Below are 19,200 nucleotides of genomic sequence, written 5' to 3'. Positions count from 1 at the left end.
CGAGTGAACAAGCAATACGAGGAGTATACAGCAACCGGTTTGAACGGCGGTCGCCCAATGTATTCCTGGTCAATGGATTTGTTACAAACAACGACAGCTAGCAGAGATGTATTGGCAAGCGCATTGGATCTGATCAATGTGGTACCGAACCCTTACTATGCATTCTCGGAGTACGAGCGTAACAAGGTGGATAAACGGATTAAGATTGTCAATCTCCCGGAAGTTTGTACGGTTACCATTTACACGATGTCGGGTAAAATGGTGAATCAGTTCAAGAAGGATAATGCTCAGACATTCATTGATTGGACTTTGGCTAACAAGACAGGAATTCCGGTTGCTTCAGGTGTTTACCTGATCCATGTGGAAGTACCTGGAATTGGAGAGCGGGTATTGAAATCTTTCGTTGCAATGCGGGAATTGGATATTGAGGGATTCTAGGATTCAAGGAATACCAATAAGAACATCAATCCGATTATCAGCAGGAGCAGAAACAATTTGGGATCTTTGTACAAAGGTCTCTTCGGACGTTTTGCCAAACGCTCATATTTATGAGAAAGCGAGGCAAAATCCTTGTAACGCACCAATTGTTCCTTGGTAGGTTCCTTTGATTTTTCGTTCGTTATTCTTTTAAATTTTCTCATGATTCGCGTTTCCAATTTGTATTGATTTTTTCCAATAAACGATAAATCCGCATTTTAGCATTTGCTTCGCTAATTTGATAGATATCCGCAATTTCTTTGAAACTGAGCTCTTGGAAAAACCGTAATTCGATTAAATCTGCTTGAGTTTCATCTAAGTTATTGATTATTTCAATCAGTTGGTCCAGATCTTCTTGTTGAACAGCTCCTTCACCATTTTCCTCCAGAATTGAATAAAGCTGTCGGTCACTTATCTCAACAGAATAGTTCTTTTTTTCGGACCGAAAAAACATGTTGACTTCATTTTGTGCAATGCGATAAAGCCAAGCGCTGAATGGAAGTCCCCGGTCTTCATATTTCGTGATATTAGCCATTGCTTTCATAAAACACTGCTGCACCAGATCGCCGGCAACCTCTTCATTTCCTCCGAGTCTTTTAAAGATGAATCGGAAAATCTGTTCGAAATAGCGCTCGTAAAGTGGTCCGAAATGCCTGTGGTCTTTTTGAGCAAGTTCAATTTGCTGGGCTTCGTTAAATGCAGTATGGGTTTTCTTTTTAAACAAAGTCTTTGGTTTTCATAGGTAATGTCCTATTTTGGAAAAGTAACAAACAAATGCAAATTTTAGGTGACTTCGACTCAGCTCAGGCACCTAAATTGATTGCTGTTTATTTCACAAAAGGTAGCTGAGCGGAGTCGAAGCTCCTTTTGTTTGTAACTAATCTAAGTATTTACTTGCTTCTCTCAACGCTAAACCCTTGATCGGATTATTGGCAAGAATCTGAACGACCTCTTCCGGCTTATATTTGGATAATTGCCTCAAAGACCATCCGATGGCTTTTTGGATGAAAAATTCGGGATTGCTGTTCATCTGTTGAATGAGGTTTTCTAAATAAGCAGTATCCACTTCATCTTTGTATTTGAGCTGGTAAATCAGACAGGAACGTTGTAGCCAGAAAGATTCATGGTACCGCCACTTTTCAAATGTCTCTCTTGCTTTTTCCGGAAAAACCAATGCCCATTTTCCCAAGTAATTGGAAGCAATTGAATCAATGCTATCCCACCATGATTTACGGTTGAGAATCCACTCCAATTCCACCGCATCGTCTTCTGAAAAGAATTTTTTTGGCCATGAATTTAATAAATCGATTGCAACATATTGGTAATCGCGCTCTTCTTTTTCCCAAAGAGCGCGAATAATTGACCATCGAAGTACTCTGTTTTCCAATGTTTTGAGTGAGTCGATCCAACTTTTTTGGGCACTTCTTCGAATTTCGGTTCGCATTCCGATAAATGGAAATTGATCCCGCATATATGCACTCGCGGTTTGCGCGCGCTTGGCATTTCGAAAAGGCTCAAAAAGTTCTGTTAGTTGATCAACCGCTTCCTCAATCATGTATTAAAATTGATAAAACTGGAAAACGGGTTTCAAGTCTGTTGCCTTACTGATCGAAGTATTCATATCTCTCAATTTACCGTCTTTCAGACTGTAAACCAATGCGTGAATTTCCAAAGGATTTCCTTGGTTCCATTCTTCCTGGATAAAGGAAATTTTCGCCATATTGATGGATTGTTGAATCGCGTTTAATTCTACCAATCGATCGGTTCGTTCTTCGATGTCAACAATAGCATCCAACTCTGTATGATATTTCAAGTAAACATTCTTGATACTCACTAGCCAATTGTCCAGGAAACCAAAACTATTGTTACTCATTGCTGCAGCAACACCACCACAACCGTAATGTCCTACGATCAAGATGTGTTTTACTTTTAAGTATTTCACTGCGTAATAGACTACGCTTAGTAAATTCATATCGGAATTGATTACCTGATTGGCAATGTTACGTTGAACGAAAATACTTCCCGGAGGAAGATTGACAATCTCATTTGCTGGAACACGGCTATCGGAACACCCGATCCATAAGTATTCAGGCGTTTGTCCTTGTGATAAATTATCGAAGAATGCTGGATCTTTCGCCAATGTTTCTTCAACCCATGCTTTGTTTCCTTCAAAGATCTCTTTCATATTCTAATTCGTTTGGAGTTATAATTTCTATTTCTATGTTTTTGTCTTTTGCACGTATTTTAAAGTCTTCGATTGACTCAATAATATCATTTGCCAAAAATTTGGCTTCACTTTCATCAATGATCACTTTCACATTATTCGGAATCTTCAATAAGGTCTCGATCAATGATGCTTTATTCAGGAAAGTCATGTGCTCTGTCAATCGGATTTTGTACACATTTCCGTCTACGGAAAGATAGTGAGATAATTTAAAATTGTAATAGAGAATCACCAAAAATGAAACCCCTAATCCAATTGAAATCCCTACCAACAAGTCCGTAAAAAGAATTCCGATAATGGTCACAATAAAAGGAATGAACTGAAGCCAGCCCTCCTTAAAAACTTTCTTGAACAGGCTTGGTTTTGCCAGTTTGAATCCAACCATGATCAAAATTGCCGCAAGCGATGCATAGGGTATAAAACTAAATACATGCGGAATAGAGAAAACGGTAATCCCTATAAGTAATCCATGAATAATTGCAGCAAGTTTATTCGTTCCTCCGGAATTCACGTTAGCAGATGTGCGCACCACCACCTGAGTAATCGGAAGTCCTCCAATCATTCCGGAAGCAATATTCCCAACACCCTGAGCCAGTAACTCCCTGTTTCCTGAAGTAATCCGTTTCTTTTGATCCAGTTTATCCGAAGCATCTACACTTAGAAGGGTTTCCAAACTTGCTACAATTGCTATCGTAGCGGCTGTAAGGTACAATTTGTAATTCCCCAACTGACTGAAGTCCGGAAAAGTGAACAGTTCTTTGAATGGTTTACCACTGATTCCTAAATCTACCCGATGCTTTGGAATTAAATTCCAGGAGGTTCCCTGAAGTGCAATGGTCGCAATAATCCCAAGCACTACCACAATTAGCGGTCCCGGAACGTATTTCAGGAATGTTTTCTGAATGCGTTTGCTATCCCAAAGGATAAGAATTCCAATAGACACCACACAAATGATAATTGCTGGAATGGTAATGTAATTCAAACTATAAAAGAGTTCTGAAAAGGTATTGTGTCCGTCTTTCTGGAAGAAGGATTCGTCCCCTTCAAAGTCTGTGTCATATCCAACTGCATGCGGAATCTGCTTGAAAATGATCAGGAGTCCGATGGCGGCAAGCATTCCTTTAATCACCACATTTGGAAAATAGTAGGAAATGAAACCGGCTCGGATAATTCCAAGAATAATTTGAATCACTCCGGCAATTACTACTGCAGCAAGAAAAATCTCAAAGGACCCCAAATCGCCAATGGCAGCTGCTACAATTGCGGCAAGTCCCGCAGCGGGTCCGGAAACTCCGATAGCCGATCCGGAAATACTTCCAACAACAACTCCACCTATAATACCTGCGATCAATCCTGAAAACACAGGCGCCTCAGATGCCAATGCAATTCCCAGACAAAGCGGAACTGCAACTAAAAATACGACCAAGCCGGCAGGAAAATCCTGCTTCCAAGTCTGGAATAAATTTTTCATGAAAAATTGAAAATGAATAAACTACTAATTGATCTTAGCTGAATTCAGTTCCAATTTCTGGGGGATTGTCTAGTGGCGCTTTTTCAGAACCTTTAGTTTTGTCAGTAATGACAGAAAAATGAGTTCGTTCAACCAAGTTCATGTCAAAATCAAGTGATAGGATTGTATGATCGGCTAAATGAAGCTCTTCTTCCAATAAGTTGATTCCTCGTTTATTACTTCTGTTGTTTTCGTCCGTATCTGTATCGCGCTCTTCCGAATCATCGTCCTCTTCCTCAGAAGATAAACTGATGGATTCTTTGTGCTCCAGGTAAGTCCAAACCAAATTGCCTACCAAATTACTTGCTAGTGACAAAAAACAGATGATAGAAATGAGGCGCAAACTTTTATACACGATGTAAATATAGTCACTTACTAAAAGGTTTGGGTCAACAGGTACTGCTTTTTTGTTAAAAAAACCGTTTGAAGATAAATTCGCGTGAGTTTTGTTTAATTACTGTCTTTCAACTAATTTAGCCGAGAAATCCTTGAATTAGTGAATCTGAGTTTATCAGTTCAAGGAATCGGAATGAGCATTCACACATTAAACAGAAAAAATTCTCCCAAAAGAAATGAACCATTCAGTTGGTATTTAGGAGTTTGGTTCAAAAGTACAGTATGACAAAAGCAGAATTGCGTCAAAAATATAAAGAGATGAGGCTTCAACTTTCACCAGGTGAGATTGAGCGTCTTTCAGAAACCATTGTTGAACAAGCATTGACACATTTTCAGCTTTCGGAAAAAACAATTTCCCTGTTTCTTCCTATCGAAAGACAGCGTGAAGTGAATACTTACATCTTGTGGGAGAGAGCGATGGGAATTGGTGCGACGGTGGCTATTCCGAAAACAAATTTCGATACCATGGAAATGCGTCATTACCTGTTCGAATCAACTGATCAGTTGGAAATCAATCAAAAAGGGATTCCGGAACCGAAAAAGGGAAAGGTGATTGCGGCTGACCGATTCGATATCGTCTTTGTTCCTTTATTAGCAGCAGATGTGAAAGGAAACAGGGTAGGGTACGGCTTAGGATTTTACGACCGTTTTTTACGCAAGTGCGCCCCAAATTGCCTGTTCGTAGGTTTGCATTACTACGATCTGGAGCCCAAAATTGAAGATGTACTGCCAACTGATATCCGCCTGAATGCAGTGGTGACACCAAATAAAGTGATTCGGTTTGATTAGAATCCGTGAAAAGGACAGCCGATAAATGAACCGACTGACCTTTCGCTATTAAATTTACTCTTTCATCATTTTCTTTGTTGCAACAACTTGTCCGTCTGCAACCAAAGTATAGGTGTAAACTCCTGAACTCAGATCAGAACCAAATACGGTCAATCTTCCCAATCCTCTTTCGCTCACATCAACAGATTGCATCAATTTTCCATGTCCGTCATAGAAATGGATTTGTGCTTTTTGCACTGTAGCCGGAATCGTGAAGTTAATCACTGTTTGCTCGGCAAATGGATTCGGAACGTTTTGATCCAAAATAATAGTTTCATGATTACTCAAACGAACTGAAAGTTCACTGCGAATCGCTTCTTGCGTTTGCGGCGTATTTGCCTGAATTGCGCTTTGACTCAACTGACACAAATAAGGCAAGATTCCGGATAAACAGTTTTCCAGTTGAGCAAGACGGTTGTTGAGGTCTTCGATTTGAGCATTCTGATTAGCAACGACCTGTTCCAAGCTATCTTGACTTGTTTGTAAATCAATATTCTGAGTTTTCAAAGAATCGATTTGAGTCTTTTGGTTTTGATAACCCAGAACTAAGATGGGGAATAATCCACTGGAACTGATGTGCTTGATACTGTCTCTTCCCGATTTAACTAAATCCGGAAGAACGGTTTCAAATTCTTGTGCAATAAATCCGTACTGCGTTCCCAGCATAAATGTATCTTGAACGGTATTCCATTCAAATGTTCTTGGACGAAGCAAGTTCAACAAACTATCTGCATTCAGATTCAAATCTTGAATACTATGCTTTAATGTTGAATCTGATGTAACAGCCATTCCATTTTGAAGAATGCTTCCATTAACATCTAACATAGCTTGTGGAGTTTTTGTATTAATCCCTAAAGAGCTTCCATTAGCAACATATGATGGATATACTCCTCCTTCTTGAGCATTAAAATAAATGTTTGCCGAATTCTGTGTGTTCCTTGAATATAATTGAATCATTCCATCTGCATTAGCATTAGCACCTAAAATAGCAAGTTGATCATAGGCTCCAGTTTGAGTTGTTTGATGTTTAATAATATTTAATTGTGGAAATCCATTAAAAGCGGATTCAATGGTAAAAAGCCCACTGCAAGCACCTTTTGTATTAGATGGTAGACTGGTTGTAGAATTTACATACATTCCTACGAAACCATTAGTGTTTAAACTTCCGAGAATTGTATTTCCACCAGCAAAAATCTCAATATCTCCACCTTGATTTTCTATTCCAAGAGTATTCGGAAGGCTAGTCAATGGAGAATTAATTGATTTAACAATTCTAGATATGCTATTTGAACCATTTTGGAAATTGATTTCTGATCCTCCCACTGAATTCTCTAAATACAATCCGTCATTGTTTGGATTGTTAGATTTAATATGAAGTCTATTTTGTGGAGCTGATGTTCCAACACCAATTCTATTACTATTTGAATTGTTATTACTTGTAAATAAAACATTATTTCCATTCATTGGAATCTCTCTGTTATTAAGCAATAATGCTGGATTTATAGGATCTCCTAAATCTTGTCCAAATGAAACTTTCGTATTATCAATAGTAGAAATAGAGGTTCCATTATGAGCTCCGGTTGAAAATCCTGCCGGACCTTGAGATCCTGTTGCTCCCTGAGGTCCCGCTGGTCCTGTTGCTCCTACCGGTCCAGTTGCCCCCATCGGACCTGCTGGTCCAGCGGGTCCGGTAACAGTACCCCATGTTCCATCACCTAACAAAGCCACAGTATTGTCATTTGGGAAAGTCAGCCTGGATAATTCCACATCATTGACATTCGTGCCATTTTGTAAACCGAGAATCAATGATTGACCACCTTGAGCAGGAACAATTCTAAAACGCGCATTTCCCCTTACATCTAGTCTCTCAGTTGGAAGATTCGGGGCATTTAAACCAATTCCTACATTTCCGTTTCCGGAAAAAATCAAGTTATTACCACCCAAGCGCACTTGACGGTTTGCCGTTAAAGGAGTACTTGTACCTGGAAGCGTATAGAGGTCTCCTAATTGATAAGGTCCATTTGCTGTCACATTTCGAGAAACACCATTATTTGCCAAAGGAGGAGGTACAGCAGCAGTACCCCACGTTCCATCACCCAAAAGAACTTGGTTCGGATTTCCGGTAAAATCCAATCTACGAACATTCACGTCAGATGCACCGTTTGCATTGACTCCAACAAGAATGGAATTCGGAACAGCAGCTTGCACATTTCGGATCCGTGCATTCCCATTTACATCCAGATTGGCTGTAGGGTTTGTCGTCAAGTTGATACCAACTCTTCCATTTTGCGGTTGGATATCCAAATTACCAGTTGTAAGGGTTTGGAAGTCGACCCAGGCATTGTTATTTGTCGTTATTCTCAATTGTGGATCTATGGTCAGATTGGACTTGATTTCAGTTACTCGAAATGGATTAATCGTATTAACTCCAACTCTTCTTTCATAACCATCTTGTTGGACCACTAGCCATTTGAAGATCTGTGTACTTGCCAAAGGACCAGGAAAAGGACTTGTTACATAAACCTTTGAAGCATAATTCACAGTTGCTGAAGCTCCGATTCCCTCTGAATAACCCTGATAGAAATCCCCGGTGGGGGAAGCGGAAGAATGCGCCATAAAATAGTTGCGTCCGGTATATGGAGAACCTTCCCACATCAAGGCTGCAGAATTCGAGAGTAGGATTCCCTTCGTCCACCCTTGCCCAGTTGCTACTCCGGTTCCAGTTACATGTAAACGAAATAGTGGATTAGTTGTATTAATTCCCACAAAACCGGCTGTCGCTCCTGTTGCTCCGTTTATGGACATGCGTGTGATAGCGTTGGTTTTGAAAAATAGGGGGTTAGCGCCGTTTGAAAAATCCCAGCCTAAATATCTTGTAGTTACATAACTATTTGCGCCAGTTCCATTAGTAGACTGACTATAAGTAAATTGAAAACATGTAATTAATGAAATCAATCCCAATAATTTCTTTTTCATAGTAAGGAATATTTACCTTACCAACTGAATAAACCCGTTTATATCTTGATTCGATGTTTTGATTTTGAAGTAATAAACTCCTTCAGAACACTTTAGTTGGTTTTTCATATCTGTTCCATCCCATTTAAAGATATCCCTTGATTCAAAAACAACATTTCCCCAACGATTCAAAATGAGAAGTTCTTCTGCTTTAAGAATAGTATTGTCGAACAAAAACAAATCGTTGATTCCATCGTTATTTGGCGAGAAAATGTTTGGGACAAGCTCTGAAAGATCGTACTCGACTAATAATACATCATCTATAAAATAATAAACCGCAATGGTCGAATCTGAATTCGAAGATGGTAAATAGTTATATTCTAAATCAGAATAATTACAGAAATAACCAATTGTCAAATATTCTTCTCCTCCATTTGCAATAAAAATTCCATCAATTTTCTGCCAGCCAATTGAATCATTTAAAAATTCATTAGGATTACTTTTAATTTGAGGAGTAAATGGAATTTTTTCCGAATTATTAGATTGATACTGAAAATCGGAAAACCATGCTGCTGAATGATTGACAAATTGTAAAGGTTGTGGATGACTATAAAATGAATCTGCAACACTTACATAGTAAGTTAATTTGTAACTTTTATTTGCTTTTAAAGGAGTTATCAATTTGATCGATAAATACTCATAATAGTTAATGTTGCTTGGAGTCAGTGCGGCATAGTATCCACCATAGGCATTCCCTGTTCTAGCATTTTGATATCCCTCGTAATTGCTTGGAACACTAAATAATTTATTACCAAATCCATCATCCTCTAAAGAACAACTATTAAAGTAATCTGATGAACCTAATGTTGGAAGATACCAATCCTTTGCGGTCTCAATATAATAACCATTGACTGTATTTGGACACCAATTGTACTCCTCAAAACTCCCGTTAGGGACAAGGTTTTGCTGTGCTTGTGTTTTGGATGCAAACAGAGAAAGTAAAATAGTGATATAAAAAACAAGTTTACTCAATTGATAAGTTTAATTATAAAAATAAGTAATTGTTCCTCATTCGGGTAATGAGTTTTCGAAGTGTTTACCTCCTGCAAACAAAATCTATTAATAGATAATAGACGTCTTCGCCAGTGAATAGTTGGATTCTGAGTAGTAATAAATTTCAGTTTTTGATTAGTAAATAGTGTTTGTTCATATGGAAGATAGTCATTTTTTTGAATGGCAAATCTTCTTTGTTTGTTTCATCCTTTGTAGATGCAAAAAGAATAAGAAGTTGGAATTCATAGTGAGTAAAGTTATAACTATAAGCGTTTTTTGAATAGTGCTATCGATAATAAATGCAAAAAAATCAATCAGTTACAGAGTTGTTGCTATCTTATTAATTGAATAAATCCTGTTTTAATGATTTCTTTTTTATTCTCCATTCGTATCACGAAGAAATAAATACCTTCTGTAAGTTTTTTTCCATGGAAATTTGTCCCATCCCACCCATTGACCATACTAACACAATTTACAAGCACACCCCACCGATTGACAATATCTACTTTTAAATCCAATAATTTTTCATCCTTAAATGCAATGTCATTGATACCATCATTATTAGGTGTGAAAATATTCTCCTCCCCAACCAGCACCTCTTCCACGAGAACGTTGTCTATATAATAATATACGTCTGTGGGAGGCATTCCTGATGACAAAGTATCAGTTGAGGTATCGTCATGAAAATTTCCAATGATTATATAATTTTCAAGCCCAGTTCCAGTTTGATAACCTTCAATTTTTTTCCAATTTAAAGTGTCAAGAAAAATCGTGGTGTTTGATTTATACACCGTAGGTGTTATTACATCTTGAAGATATTGCATTGCAGTATCTTGAACAAAACCAAAACTTAGATTATTGGTTGCTAATGGTGAAGTATTTGCTTGACTCATATAAAAACTTATATGATATAATGTGTTGTTTTTTAACGGCTCTTCGAGTTTTTTTTCTACATACTCACGGTAAATAATTGATGAAGAATTGTATGAATAAGTCACTATTCCGGCATAACCATTGCCTTCTTGTGCAGCTTGATAACCAAATCCATTAGTTGGTACACTGTAATTAAGAGAAATATCAACACAACTATTAAATAAATCAGGAGTTGCAGGGTTTGGAGAAAACCATCCCACTGCATTTTGAATATCAGCGCCAAGTGGACAGTTAATCAATTCCTCAAAACTCCCATTAGGAACAAGGTTTTGTTATGCTTGAGCTTTACAGACAAACAGAGAAAGTAAAATAGTAATATAAAAACCAGGTTTTATCAATTGACTGTGCTGAGTAAAGAGTAGTTATTCGTTTGGAGTAGATGCACAAATCAATCAAGGGTTGGAATCGAATTACTCATTTGTGTGAAATAAATTGCATGTAACTGATTTTTGAGGGAATTGTTTTACTGAATTAGAAACAAATTCCACACAACCACCGTTTAAGGATTTGTGAAATACGGTGTGCTACTTTTTCTGCTTCTTTTTTCGCTTTCATTCTCGAAAGTGAAACCGCCGACCTATCGGTATGTTTTTGGTGCACGGATTTCCGCAGGTGTCAATTCAACAGTAGTCAGCTTTGTTGCAATGAAGTATTCGGATGATGGAATCCTGAGAGCGAAACGGTTTTATACCAGTAAGGATGAATTCATCAAAGTCCTGAGCGGTTATTGGCCAAGTCCGTTCAATCCGAATAAGATCGACCACTTCAAGGAAAATCATGTCATTGGTGGTGTTTTTGTGAATGATACGATCCGGGTGGAAGTCGGGTATTGCCCTTCTCTGGACAGCTTATGGAAGATTCGCTATTCCGATTGGCCTTTCCATGGGAAAAATGAGGCGGGTTGGAGTTTGAATAAGATGAGACCGAGCTTGAAGCAGGAGGAATACCTGGCAAAACGATATAACATCAAACAATTGGATTTCGATTACATTGTAGATACCAGTTTTTGGAAGCTGCTTTACGATGTAAGCGATTCCACCTGGATTGAGAATTACAAGTTCATTCAATAAAATGGTATTGGGTAAAAAAAAGTAGGGACGCGATGCATCGCGTCCCTACTTTTAGATTGATTGAATTTAATTTCTTCTCAATTCCTTCAAGGAGTTGAAGAATACGATTCCATATCCGATGGTTAACATCAAGTGGAAAGGAACCATTCCCAAATCTCCGTAAATGGATCTGTTTACAACAGTGAATCCGAATACGCACATCAGGATTCCTTCTCCGATTGTAATCAGGGAAATGCTTTTCTTATCGTATTTGTTTCCTTTGAACTCCGTTTTCTTATTTACGTTGAATTTAGGCGTTCTCACGAACGAACTCTTGATTCCCATAAATCCTTCCAGTACTGCAATCGTATTCGCTAAGGAAAGACCTAAGGATACTGTAAGGAATAAAAAGAAGCGACCAATGAATCGAATGAAGGATGTGAATTTGTTTGCCGTTTTATCTCTGTAGGCCAACCAGTAATAATACATCAGGAAAACAGTACTCAGGATGAACACAGAACCGTATTGGATCACATAGTTCAAATCAGAGAAGCTGTCTTTGATTTGTAAGACCACCAAACTCAATAAGGACATGATTAAAATGAACATGAACACAGAAGAGTTGAACAAATGCGCCATTCCGTGAACACGATTGGAAAGTCGTACATTTTTAAATGTCAGGATGGTTTTCCACATTTTCACGAAACACTCGGCTCCACCTTTCATCCAGCGGTGTTGTTGTGCTTTCAGGGCAGACATCGTAATCGGTAATTCAGCAGGAGCAACTACATCTTCCAGGTATTTGAATCTCCAACCTCTTAACTGGGCACGGTAGCTCAAATCCAAATCTTCTGTTAGTGTATCATGTTCCCAACCACCTGCACTTTCGATACATTTTTTCCGCCAGATACCACCTGTTCCGTTGAAGTTGATGAAATGTCCTGCAGCATTACGACCTCCTTGCTCTGCGGCAAAGTGACCATTCAATCCAAATGCTTGTAATTCGGTTAATAAAGAGTATGATTTATTCAAATGTCCCCAACGCGTCTGAACAACACCAATATTGTCATCTGTTTCGAAATAAGGCATGGTACGTTGCAACCAGTCACTTTCCGGAACGAAATCGGCATCGAAGATTGCGATGAATTCACCTTGTACCTTGTTCATGGCAGAATCCAAGGCTCCGGCTTTATATCCTGTTCTGTCTGTACGGTGAATGTGCTCGATACGAATTCCGCGAGCAGCAACCTCCGCCACTTTTTTCGCGATCAAATCCTTCGTTTCGTCCGTTGAATCATCCAAAACCTGGATATCAAATTTATCTCTCGGGTAATCAAATGCTGCTGCAGCTTCGATGATCCGGTCGGCAACATACATTTCATTGTACATGGGTAACTGAACCGTAACCGTAAGAGCTGTATCCGGATTGTAAACTGGTTTTACTTCTTGTGATTTGTTTCTTTTGCTTTTTGCGTATGCAATGGATAGTGAAAGTTGAAGCAAGGAGTAAATGAATACCAATACCAAACAAAATCCATAAATGACCAATACTGCTTTTGCAGCAAAGTGTGACCAATAATTTTCTTTTCCATTCCAATCTCCCCAGTTAAACATCCACGTTACTTTCGTAGAAGTTTTGAATGGGTTTTTCTGGTCCATTTTGTATTCACCTGTATGATCGTCATCAATCTTAATGGTAAATACTTCTTGTTTGTATTTTTTGTTTGAAACAGATAATTCAAAAAGTGTAGTATCCGCATTCGGAACCAATGCAACATTTTTGAATAGGAATTTACCATTTTCATCGGTAATCGCCTGGTAGGTTTTTCCTGTTTCCTTATTTACCAATTGAACCGGAACTTCTTCTGAAGGACCTTTTGTTCTGTAGTCTTGGTAATAACCAGATACATCGCGTTTGATTTGCCCAAAGGCAGATAGCGTGAATACCGCGCAAAATAAAACAAGTAAAGACCTTGTCATAGATTTTCTTTGTTAAATGTTCGATTACTAATACAAACTTGATGCATTAGATTTTTAGCGCACAAAGATAGTTTTTATTCCATTGAACCAATGGTTTTTTTTGTGGTGTTCGTAGGTGCGCGATTAATCGCGCACCTACGAACACATTTTCTTTATTTCAAGGTTTATTTAATGACATTCAGCTCTTTTCCAACCTTAATAAAAGCTGCAATTGCTTTATCTAAATCAGCAATGCTGTGTGCAGCAGAAATCTGAGTACGGATACGGGCAGCACCTTTTGCCACTACCGGATAAAAGAATCCGATTGCGTAAACACCTTCTTGTAATAATTTGTCTGCAAATTGCTGAGACAATGCCGCATCGTACAACATGATTGGAACAATCGGTGAATCTCCCGGTTTGATGTCAAATCCGGCAGCAAGGATTCTTTCCTTGAAGTATTTCGTGTTTGACTCCAATTTATCACGCAATTCAGTTGTTGAACTTAGGATATCGAAAACCACGTTGGAAGCACCAACAATGGAAGGAGCCAATGAATTGGAGAACAAATAAGGTCTTGAACGTTGACGTAACATTTCGATCACTTCTTTTTTCCCTGTAGTGTAGCCACCCATTGCACCACCTAAAGCTTTCCCTAAAGTTCCTGTGATAATATCCACACGGTCTTGACAGTTGTGGTATTCCGGAACTCCACGACCAGTTTTACCAATAAAACCGGCACTGTGACATTCGTCAGTCATGACCAATGCGTCGTATTTATCAGCCAAATCGCAAATCTCATTCATTTTGGCAATATCACCATCCATAGAGAATACACCATCTGTAACAATGATGCGGTGACGTTGTGCTTGTGCTTTTTTCAACTGCTCTTCCAAATCAGCCATGTCGGAATGTTTGTAACGGTAACGTTGTGCCTTACACAAACGAATTCCATCAATAATAGAAGCATGATTCAATTCATCCGAGATAATTGCGTCTTCTTCCCCAAACAAAGGTTCAAAAACACCACCATTCGCATCGAATGCAGCAGCATATAAAATCGTGTCTTCCGTACCGTAAAACTTGGCAATTTTTGCTTCCAGTTCCTTGTGAATATCTTGAGTTCCACAAATGAAACGAACGGATGACATTCCAAAACCATGCGTATCCAGAGCATCTTTCGCAGCTTGAATAACAGAAGGATGAGAGGAAAGTCCAAGATAATTGTTTGCACACATGATGACTACCTCGTCACCTGAACTGACATGTACTTTTGCTCCCTGTGGAGATGTAATGATGCGTTCTCTCTTAAATATTCCACCTTCCTTGATTGTATTCAATTCCTCGGAAAGGTATTCTTTCATTTTTCCGTACATGACCTTAGTTTATTTTGTTAGCAAAGATAGAATTAATTGGAAATGCAAAAGTCAAAATGCAAAATGCAAAAGGGGATTCAATTTTTGAATTTTTCATTTTGAATTCATAATTATTCCACCCACACTTTTGCTCCTTCCGAACAATTGGTGCAAATTTCAATAGAGTTTCGATCTTGTAAAACCGCATTTCTGAATGAACGATAAGCCGGACTTTTCCAGATGGTCTTAAAGGATTGGTCTTGAAGACTTCCTAAAGTATGATGAGCATCCTTGTCAAAGCAACAGGGGACCACTTGTCCATCCCAAGTCAATACACTCGACGACCACATTCTCCAACAACTGTTTCCGCCTTTGTATTTGAAGCGGTAAGTTCCGTCTTTTTGTTTGACATAACGCGAATATGCTTCGTTATCCGGAATCAGTTCATTGCCATGCTCGTAATCGTAAACCTGGGCAGTTTTGAAACGTACTTCATCGATTCCAATCTCTGTTGCCAGTTCCTGGACTTCTGAAATCTGATGCTCATTTGCCTTTACAACTAAAAATTGAAAGATCAAATGAGGAGTAGTGCTTTGAGCTTCTTTTTTTGCTTGAACCAACGCTTTGGAACCTGCAATCACTTTTTCCAATTTCCCATGAACGCGATACGATTCATATGTTTCTTGAGTCAATCCGTCAATCGAAATAATCAAACGGTCTAACCCTGAAGCTACAATCTCTTGGGCTTTTTTCTCGTCGATGAAATGTGCGTTCGTAGACGTTGCAGTATAGATCTTTTTTTGTTTCGCTTCTTTGATAAGGTCCAAAAACTGAGGGTGTAGAAAAGGTTCTCCCTGAAAGTAATAATTGATATAGAACACCGAATCGGCAACTTGCGAAAGCCAATTCTGATGGTTGACCAGATCAATTTTCCCCGTTGGTCTGCTGAAAGCCTTTAAACCACTTGGACAAGCCGGACAACCCAGATTGCAAGCTGTTGTTGGTTCGATGCTTAAAGCGAAGGGATTTCCCCAGTTTTTCTGAACTTTGAATAGACGAGCCAAACCGTAGGAAAAGCGAAGCATGACAATATTCCAAACGCGTTGAATGTTAAGATGTTTGATAATATTTCGCTGATCCTTAAATGTGCCCATCTTGCTCTACGAATTTACGGAAGTCCATCGAAACTTCTTGTTTTTTTTGAGTAACTGTAACTTTTTTTGACTTAGTTTGTCTTACAAATAAGACAATGAATCACATGAAATATATTTTACTCAGCTTATTTACCCTTTTTATATCCCAATTCTTCTTTGCTCAACAAATTCAGATACAGGAAGATGTGTCACATGCTCCTATCCCATTTGTGAAGGTTTATCCTAAAGTTGGGAAACCTTTTTTGGCAGATTTGGATGGGCGATTTGAAAACCCTCCTGGAAATACGCAAGTCACTTTGAAAATGACGAGTTTCCGCGATACGACTATTGAAATTACCGGCGACATGATTGTGTTTATGACGGAACAAGCCAGTGAAATTGATGAGGTTGTGATCCTTCCTGGTGTTAATCCTGCAGAACGGATCATGGAATTGGCTATCGAGAATAGAAAGAAGAATCACCCGAAATCGGATGTTGCTTTTAAATACGATAGTTATAGCAAGTTCGTGTTTACGATCAACCAGGATGCTTTGGCACAAATTTCGGACACCACTGCGGATACCAATTTGGTTGATTTGAGAAAATTCTTTGACCAGCAACATATTTTCTTGTTGGAAAGTACCTCTACAAAGTTTTTCAAACCACCGTTCAAAGAAAAAGAAGTCATTAGTGCATACCGCGTTTCTGGTTTTTCTGATCCGATGTTTTCGACCTTTGCAAATGAATTGCAATCCTTCAATTTTTACGATAACCAATTCGATATCCTTGGTCGTTCCTACCTGAATCCGTTAGCCTTAGGGTCTATTCGTCGATACCTGTTCATTTTGGAAGATACGACGATTACTGCTCCCGGAGACACCACATACACTATTCGCTTTCAACCTAGAAGAGATAAGAATTTCGAAGGAATGAAAGGAACCTTGTATATCAATACCCGAGGTTATGCAGTAGAAAAAGTAGATGCGGAACCGGCAGAGGATAAGGGAGGAATGAATCCGCGAATTATTCAGGAGTACACCTATTTGGAAGGCAAAAAATGGTTTCCTTACAAGTTGTCTACAGAAGTGAAAGTCCCGGGTTTGTCATTCACTTCCAAGATAAAGGATGCCTACTTGGTCGGGAAAGGAAATACCTATATTGATAAAGTGGTTTTAGATGCCGATCTCAAGGATGAGAAATTCAATGCGGTCTTTGTGGAAACTGCCCGGGATGCCAACAGTAAGGACAGCGCGCACTGGGAGGAAAAACGGAAATACGATCTGGATAAGAAGGATTTAAGAACGTATGATTATATAGATAGTCTTTCGGAAAAGGAAAACCTGGAAGGAAAATTGAAAACACTTCAGTCCTTGTTACAAGGAAAAATTCCATTGGGATATTTACAAGCAGATATTCTGAGATTGGTCAATTTTAGGGACTATGAAGGTTTCCGACTTGGAGTTGGATTGGAAACTAGTGACAAATTATCCGATCGTTTTCGTGTTGGAGGTTATTTCGCCTATGGTTTCAAGGATAAAATGTGGAAATACGGTGGTTACGGAAAAGTGACCTTGTTTCCGAAATACTTCCTTGATTTCGAAGCGAGATACCAGCAGGATATCGTTGAACGCGGTGGAACCGGCTTGAGTTCTGAACCGGTTGTTACTCAGTTGAATTCATTCTACAGGAATATTTACATCCGTCAGATGGACAAACAACGAATTGGGGAGATTGCCTTTTCCGGATATGTTTTCCCCCGGATGAAATTCCGTCTTTCAGGTTCTTATCAACGAATCAATTTCACGGAAGGGTATCAATACCAGTGGTCCAACCCGGAAATGGGTTCTATTGATCACTATGATATTGCTGAAACATCGCTGGAGTTGACTTGGGCAATCCGGGACAAAGTGATGTCCTTAGGAACGAAACGCGTTTCTTTGGGTTCGAAATGGCCTATTCTTACGTTGAAGGTTACGAAGAGTTTACCGGGAGTTACAGCAGCTAAGATCGATTATACACGGATCACTGCAGGTGTTCAGCAGATCGTTCCACTTCGTGCAGTTGGTAAACTGACTTATGTTTTAATGGGAACGGCAGTTGAAGGTGATTCTCCCTTATTATTGCAACAGGTGGGGGAAGGTACCGGTGGAATGTGGAAATTGTCTGCGGCAAATTCCTTTGAGACAATGATCGCCTCGACTTATTATTCTTCCAAGATGGCAGCTTTGTTTACGCGCTTCGATTTTAAAGCTATTAAAACAGGTAAGAAATGGACGAAACCACAGTTTGCAATTCATCATGCGGTGGGTTACGGAAGTAAGGAGGATATGGGGCGTCATTCCATTGCGTTCAATTCATTGGATAAAGGATATGCTGAAACCGGAATACTTGCAAACAGTTTGTTGATCTTCAGTAGAGTCGGATTTGGAATTGGAGGATTTTATCATTACGCAGGAGGAGTCATTTCACCGAAAGTTGAAAACAACATCACTGCCAAGTTCAGTGTGAATATCTCCTTGTTTTAATGACCGGAGATAAACTCCATTGCTAGAATCGAGATTCCGATCAGAAGGACAAATATCCCAAAACCTTTTTTAAGATTGGTGGATTGGATCTTGTGATTGAGCTTTAATCCTACGATAAGTCCGGCTGTTGCAATCAAGGTGAAGCCCAAAAGAATTACCCAATTCAGTTTTAGATTGGGTGTGAACAATTCTGCCGTAAATCCGCTTAGGGAATTGATTGCGATAATGACAATGGATGTTGCAATGGCATTTTTGATCGGTACTTTCATGAAAATCGAAAGGGATGGAATGATCATGAATCCACCGCCTGCACCTACCAAACCACTGATCAATCCGATCAGAAGTCCGAAAATAACCAGAATAGTCGGTCTGTTCTTCTTGGTCGAAGGAAGTTCCTTTTGACCTTTGATCATGGGAATAGACGCAAGGATCATCAGTATTGCGAACAAGGACATGATAAAGGTGTCTTTCTTAAAGACAATATGCTCTCCTAATTGAATAATTTCCGGTATGATCGGAACAATGAGTAAACGGGTCAGGGAAATACTGATTACAGCCGGAATTCCAAACAACAAGGCGTTTTTTGGATGGATCAATTTGGATTTGAAATGCTGAATAGCTCCGAACAGGGAAGTGACGCCGACAATAAATAGGGAATAGACCGTTGCATTTTGGGGCTGCATCTGGAAAAAAACCACCAGAATGGGAACAGCAAGAATGGAACCGCCTCCTCCAAGGGTTCCAAGTACTAGCCCTACGAAAAGAGCTAAAAAATATCCGATTATTTCTAAAGTCAAGGAATC

At 39.1% G+C, this 19,200-nt stretch carries 17 protein-coding genes; 4 read left to right on the top strand and 13 right to left on the bottom strand.

Annotation, left to right across the window (positions count from 1 at the left end):
* Positions 1 to 438 (top strand): T9SS type A sorting domain-containing protein (locus AAG807_RS10135; protein ID WP_341903194.1); only part of this gene is annotated, 438 nt, incomplete at its 5' end.
* Here the strand turns inward: AAG807_RS10135 and AAG807_RS10130 are convergent.
* The 6 genes from AAG807_RS10130 to AAG807_RS10105 all read right to left on the bottom strand — a co-directional run bounded on the left by AAG807_RS10130 (position 435) and on the right by AAG807_RS10105 (position 4,566).
* Entirely contained in the window at positions 435 to 641 is a 207-nt protein-coding gene (locus AAG807_RS10130; RefSeq protein ID WP_341903191.1) for a hypothetical protein, read from the bottom strand. The two genes, AAG807_RS10135 and AAG807_RS10130, sit on opposite strands and share 4 nt — an antisense overlap.
* Positions 638 to 1,201: a sigma-70 family RNA polymerase sigma factor gene (locus AAG807_RS10125; RefSeq protein ID WP_341903189.1), complete on the bottom strand. Its 564-nt coding sequence runs from the start codon at positions 1,199 to 1,201 to the stop codon at positions 638 to 640. The genes AAG807_RS10130 and AAG807_RS10125 overlap by 4 nt, the downstream gene beginning before the upstream one ends.
* Positions 1,202 to 1,354: 153 nt before the next feature.
* A complete protein-coding gene (locus AAG807_RS10120; protein WP_341903186.1) occupies positions 1,355 to 2,032 on the bottom strand; it encodes a DNA alkylation repair protein in 678 nt (225 codons plus the stop codon).
* Between the two features lie 3 nt (positions 2,033 to 2,035).
* On the bottom strand, positions 2,036 to 2,662 hold the full coding sequence (locus tag AAG807_RS10115) for a carbonic anhydrase (protein WP_341903182.1): 627 nt from the start codon (positions 2,660 to 2,662) through the stop codon (positions 2,036 to 2,038).
* The gene (locus tag AAG807_RS10110; RefSeq protein WP_341903180.1) at positions 2,646 to 4,172 is read right to left on the bottom strand and encodes a SulP family inorganic anion transporter; all 1,527 of its coding nucleotides are present in this window, start codon (positions 4,170 to 4,172) and stop codon (positions 2,646 to 2,648) included. Before AAG807_RS10110 ends, AAG807_RS10115 begins: the two co-directional genes overlap by 17 nt.
* Positions 4,173 to 4,206: 34 nt before the next feature.
* Positions 4,207 to 4,566 carry a hypothetical protein gene (locus tag AAG807_RS10105; RefSeq protein WP_341903177.1) on the bottom strand — a complete coding sequence of 120 codons (360 nt, stop codon included), beginning with the start codon at positions 4,564 to 4,566 and terminating at the stop codon, positions 4,207 to 4,209.
* A gap of 263 nt (positions 4,567 to 4,829) precedes the next feature.
* Between AAG807_RS10105 and AAG807_RS10100 the strand changes: the two genes are divergently transcribed.
* On the top strand, positions 4,830 to 5,396 hold the full coding sequence (locus tag AAG807_RS10100) for a 5-formyltetrahydrofolate cyclo-ligase (RefSeq protein ID WP_341903174.1): 567 nt from the start codon (positions 4,830 to 4,832) through the stop codon (positions 5,394 to 5,396).
* A gap of 54 nt (positions 5,397 to 5,450) precedes the next feature.
* Here the strand turns inward: AAG807_RS10100 and AAG807_RS10095 are convergent, their stop codons facing one another.
* From AAG807_RS10095 to AAG807_RS10085, 3 genes are all read right to left on the bottom strand, one after another.
* A complete protein-coding gene (locus tag AAG807_RS10095) occupies positions 5,451 to 8,411 on the bottom strand; it encodes a tail fiber domain-containing protein (protein ID WP_341903170.1) in 2,961 nt (986 codons plus the stop codon).
* Positions 8,412 to 8,423: 12 nt separating this feature from the next.
* A complete protein-coding gene (locus tag AAG807_RS10090; RefSeq protein WP_341903168.1) occupies positions 8,424 to 9,422 on the bottom strand; it encodes a gliding motility-associated C-terminal domain-containing protein in 999 nt (332 codons plus the stop codon).
* Between the two features lie 353 nt (positions 9,423 to 9,775).
* The gene (locus AAG807_RS10085; RefSeq protein ID WP_341903165.1) at positions 9,776 to 10,615 is read right to left on the bottom strand and encodes a gliding motility-associated C-terminal domain-containing protein; all 840 of its coding nucleotides are present in this window, start codon (positions 10,613 to 10,615) and stop codon (positions 9,776 to 9,778) included.
* 324 nt (positions 10,616 to 10,939) lie between these two features.
* Here AAG807_RS10085 and AAG807_RS10080 point away from each other — a divergent pair, with 324 nt between their 5' ends.
* Positions 10,940 to 11,446 carry a hypothetical protein gene (locus AAG807_RS10080; protein ID WP_341903161.1) on the top strand — a complete coding sequence of 169 codons (507 nt, stop codon included), beginning with the start codon at positions 10,940 to 10,942 and terminating at the stop codon, positions 11,444 to 11,446.
* 66 nt (positions 11,447 to 11,512) lie between these two features.
* Here the strand turns inward: AAG807_RS10080 and AAG807_RS10075 are convergent, their stop codons facing one another.
* The 3 genes from AAG807_RS10075 to AAG807_RS10065 form a co-directional block, all read right to left on the bottom strand.
* A complete protein-coding gene (locus AAG807_RS10075; RefSeq protein WP_341903158.1) occupies positions 11,513 to 13,405 on the bottom strand; it encodes a cellulose synthase family protein in 1,893 nt (630 codons plus the stop codon).
* A 164-nt stretch (positions 13,406 to 13,569) separates the two neighbouring features.
* Complete coding sequence (kbl, locus tag AAG807_RS10070) at positions 13,570 to 14,760, bottom strand: glycine C-acetyltransferase (protein WP_341903155.1); 1,191 nt, start codon at positions 14,758 to 14,760, stop codon at positions 13,570 to 13,572.
* A gap of 110 nt (positions 14,761 to 14,870) precedes the next feature.
* Positions 14,871 to 15,893, bottom strand: coding sequence for a radical SAM/SPASM domain-containing protein (locus tag AAG807_RS10065; RefSeq protein WP_341903153.1), 1,023 nt, complete (start codon positions 15,891 to 15,893; stop codon positions 14,871 to 14,873).
* Between the two features lie 104 nt (positions 15,894 to 15,997).
* On the opposite strand from AAG807_RS10065, the gene AAG807_RS10060 reads away from it, so the two are divergent.
* On the top strand, positions 15,998 to 18,397 hold the full coding sequence (locus AAG807_RS10060; protein WP_341903150.1) for a DUF5686 family protein: 2,400 nt from the start codon (positions 15,998 to 16,000) through the stop codon (positions 18,395 to 18,397).
* Here AAG807_RS10060 and AAG807_RS10055 read toward each other — a convergent pair.
* Positions 18,394 to 19,194: a sulfite exporter TauE/SafE family protein gene (locus AAG807_RS10055; protein WP_341903147.1), complete on the bottom strand. Its 801-nt coding sequence runs from the start codon at positions 19,192 to 19,194 to the stop codon at positions 18,394 to 18,396. The two genes, AAG807_RS10060 and AAG807_RS10055, sit on opposite strands and share 4 nt — an antisense overlap.
* Positions 19,195 to 19,200: the final 6 nt, after the last annotated feature.

The sequence above is a fragment of the Fluviicola taffensis DSM 16823 genome (assembly GCF_943372375.1).
Taxonomy (GTDB): domain Bacteria; phylum Bacteroidota; class Bacteroidia; order Flavobacteriales_D; family Crocinitomicaceae; genus Fluviicola; species Fluviicola taffensis_A.
Note: the sequence above shows the minus strand (reverse complement) of the source record. Positions and strands in the feature narration are given on the sequence as shown.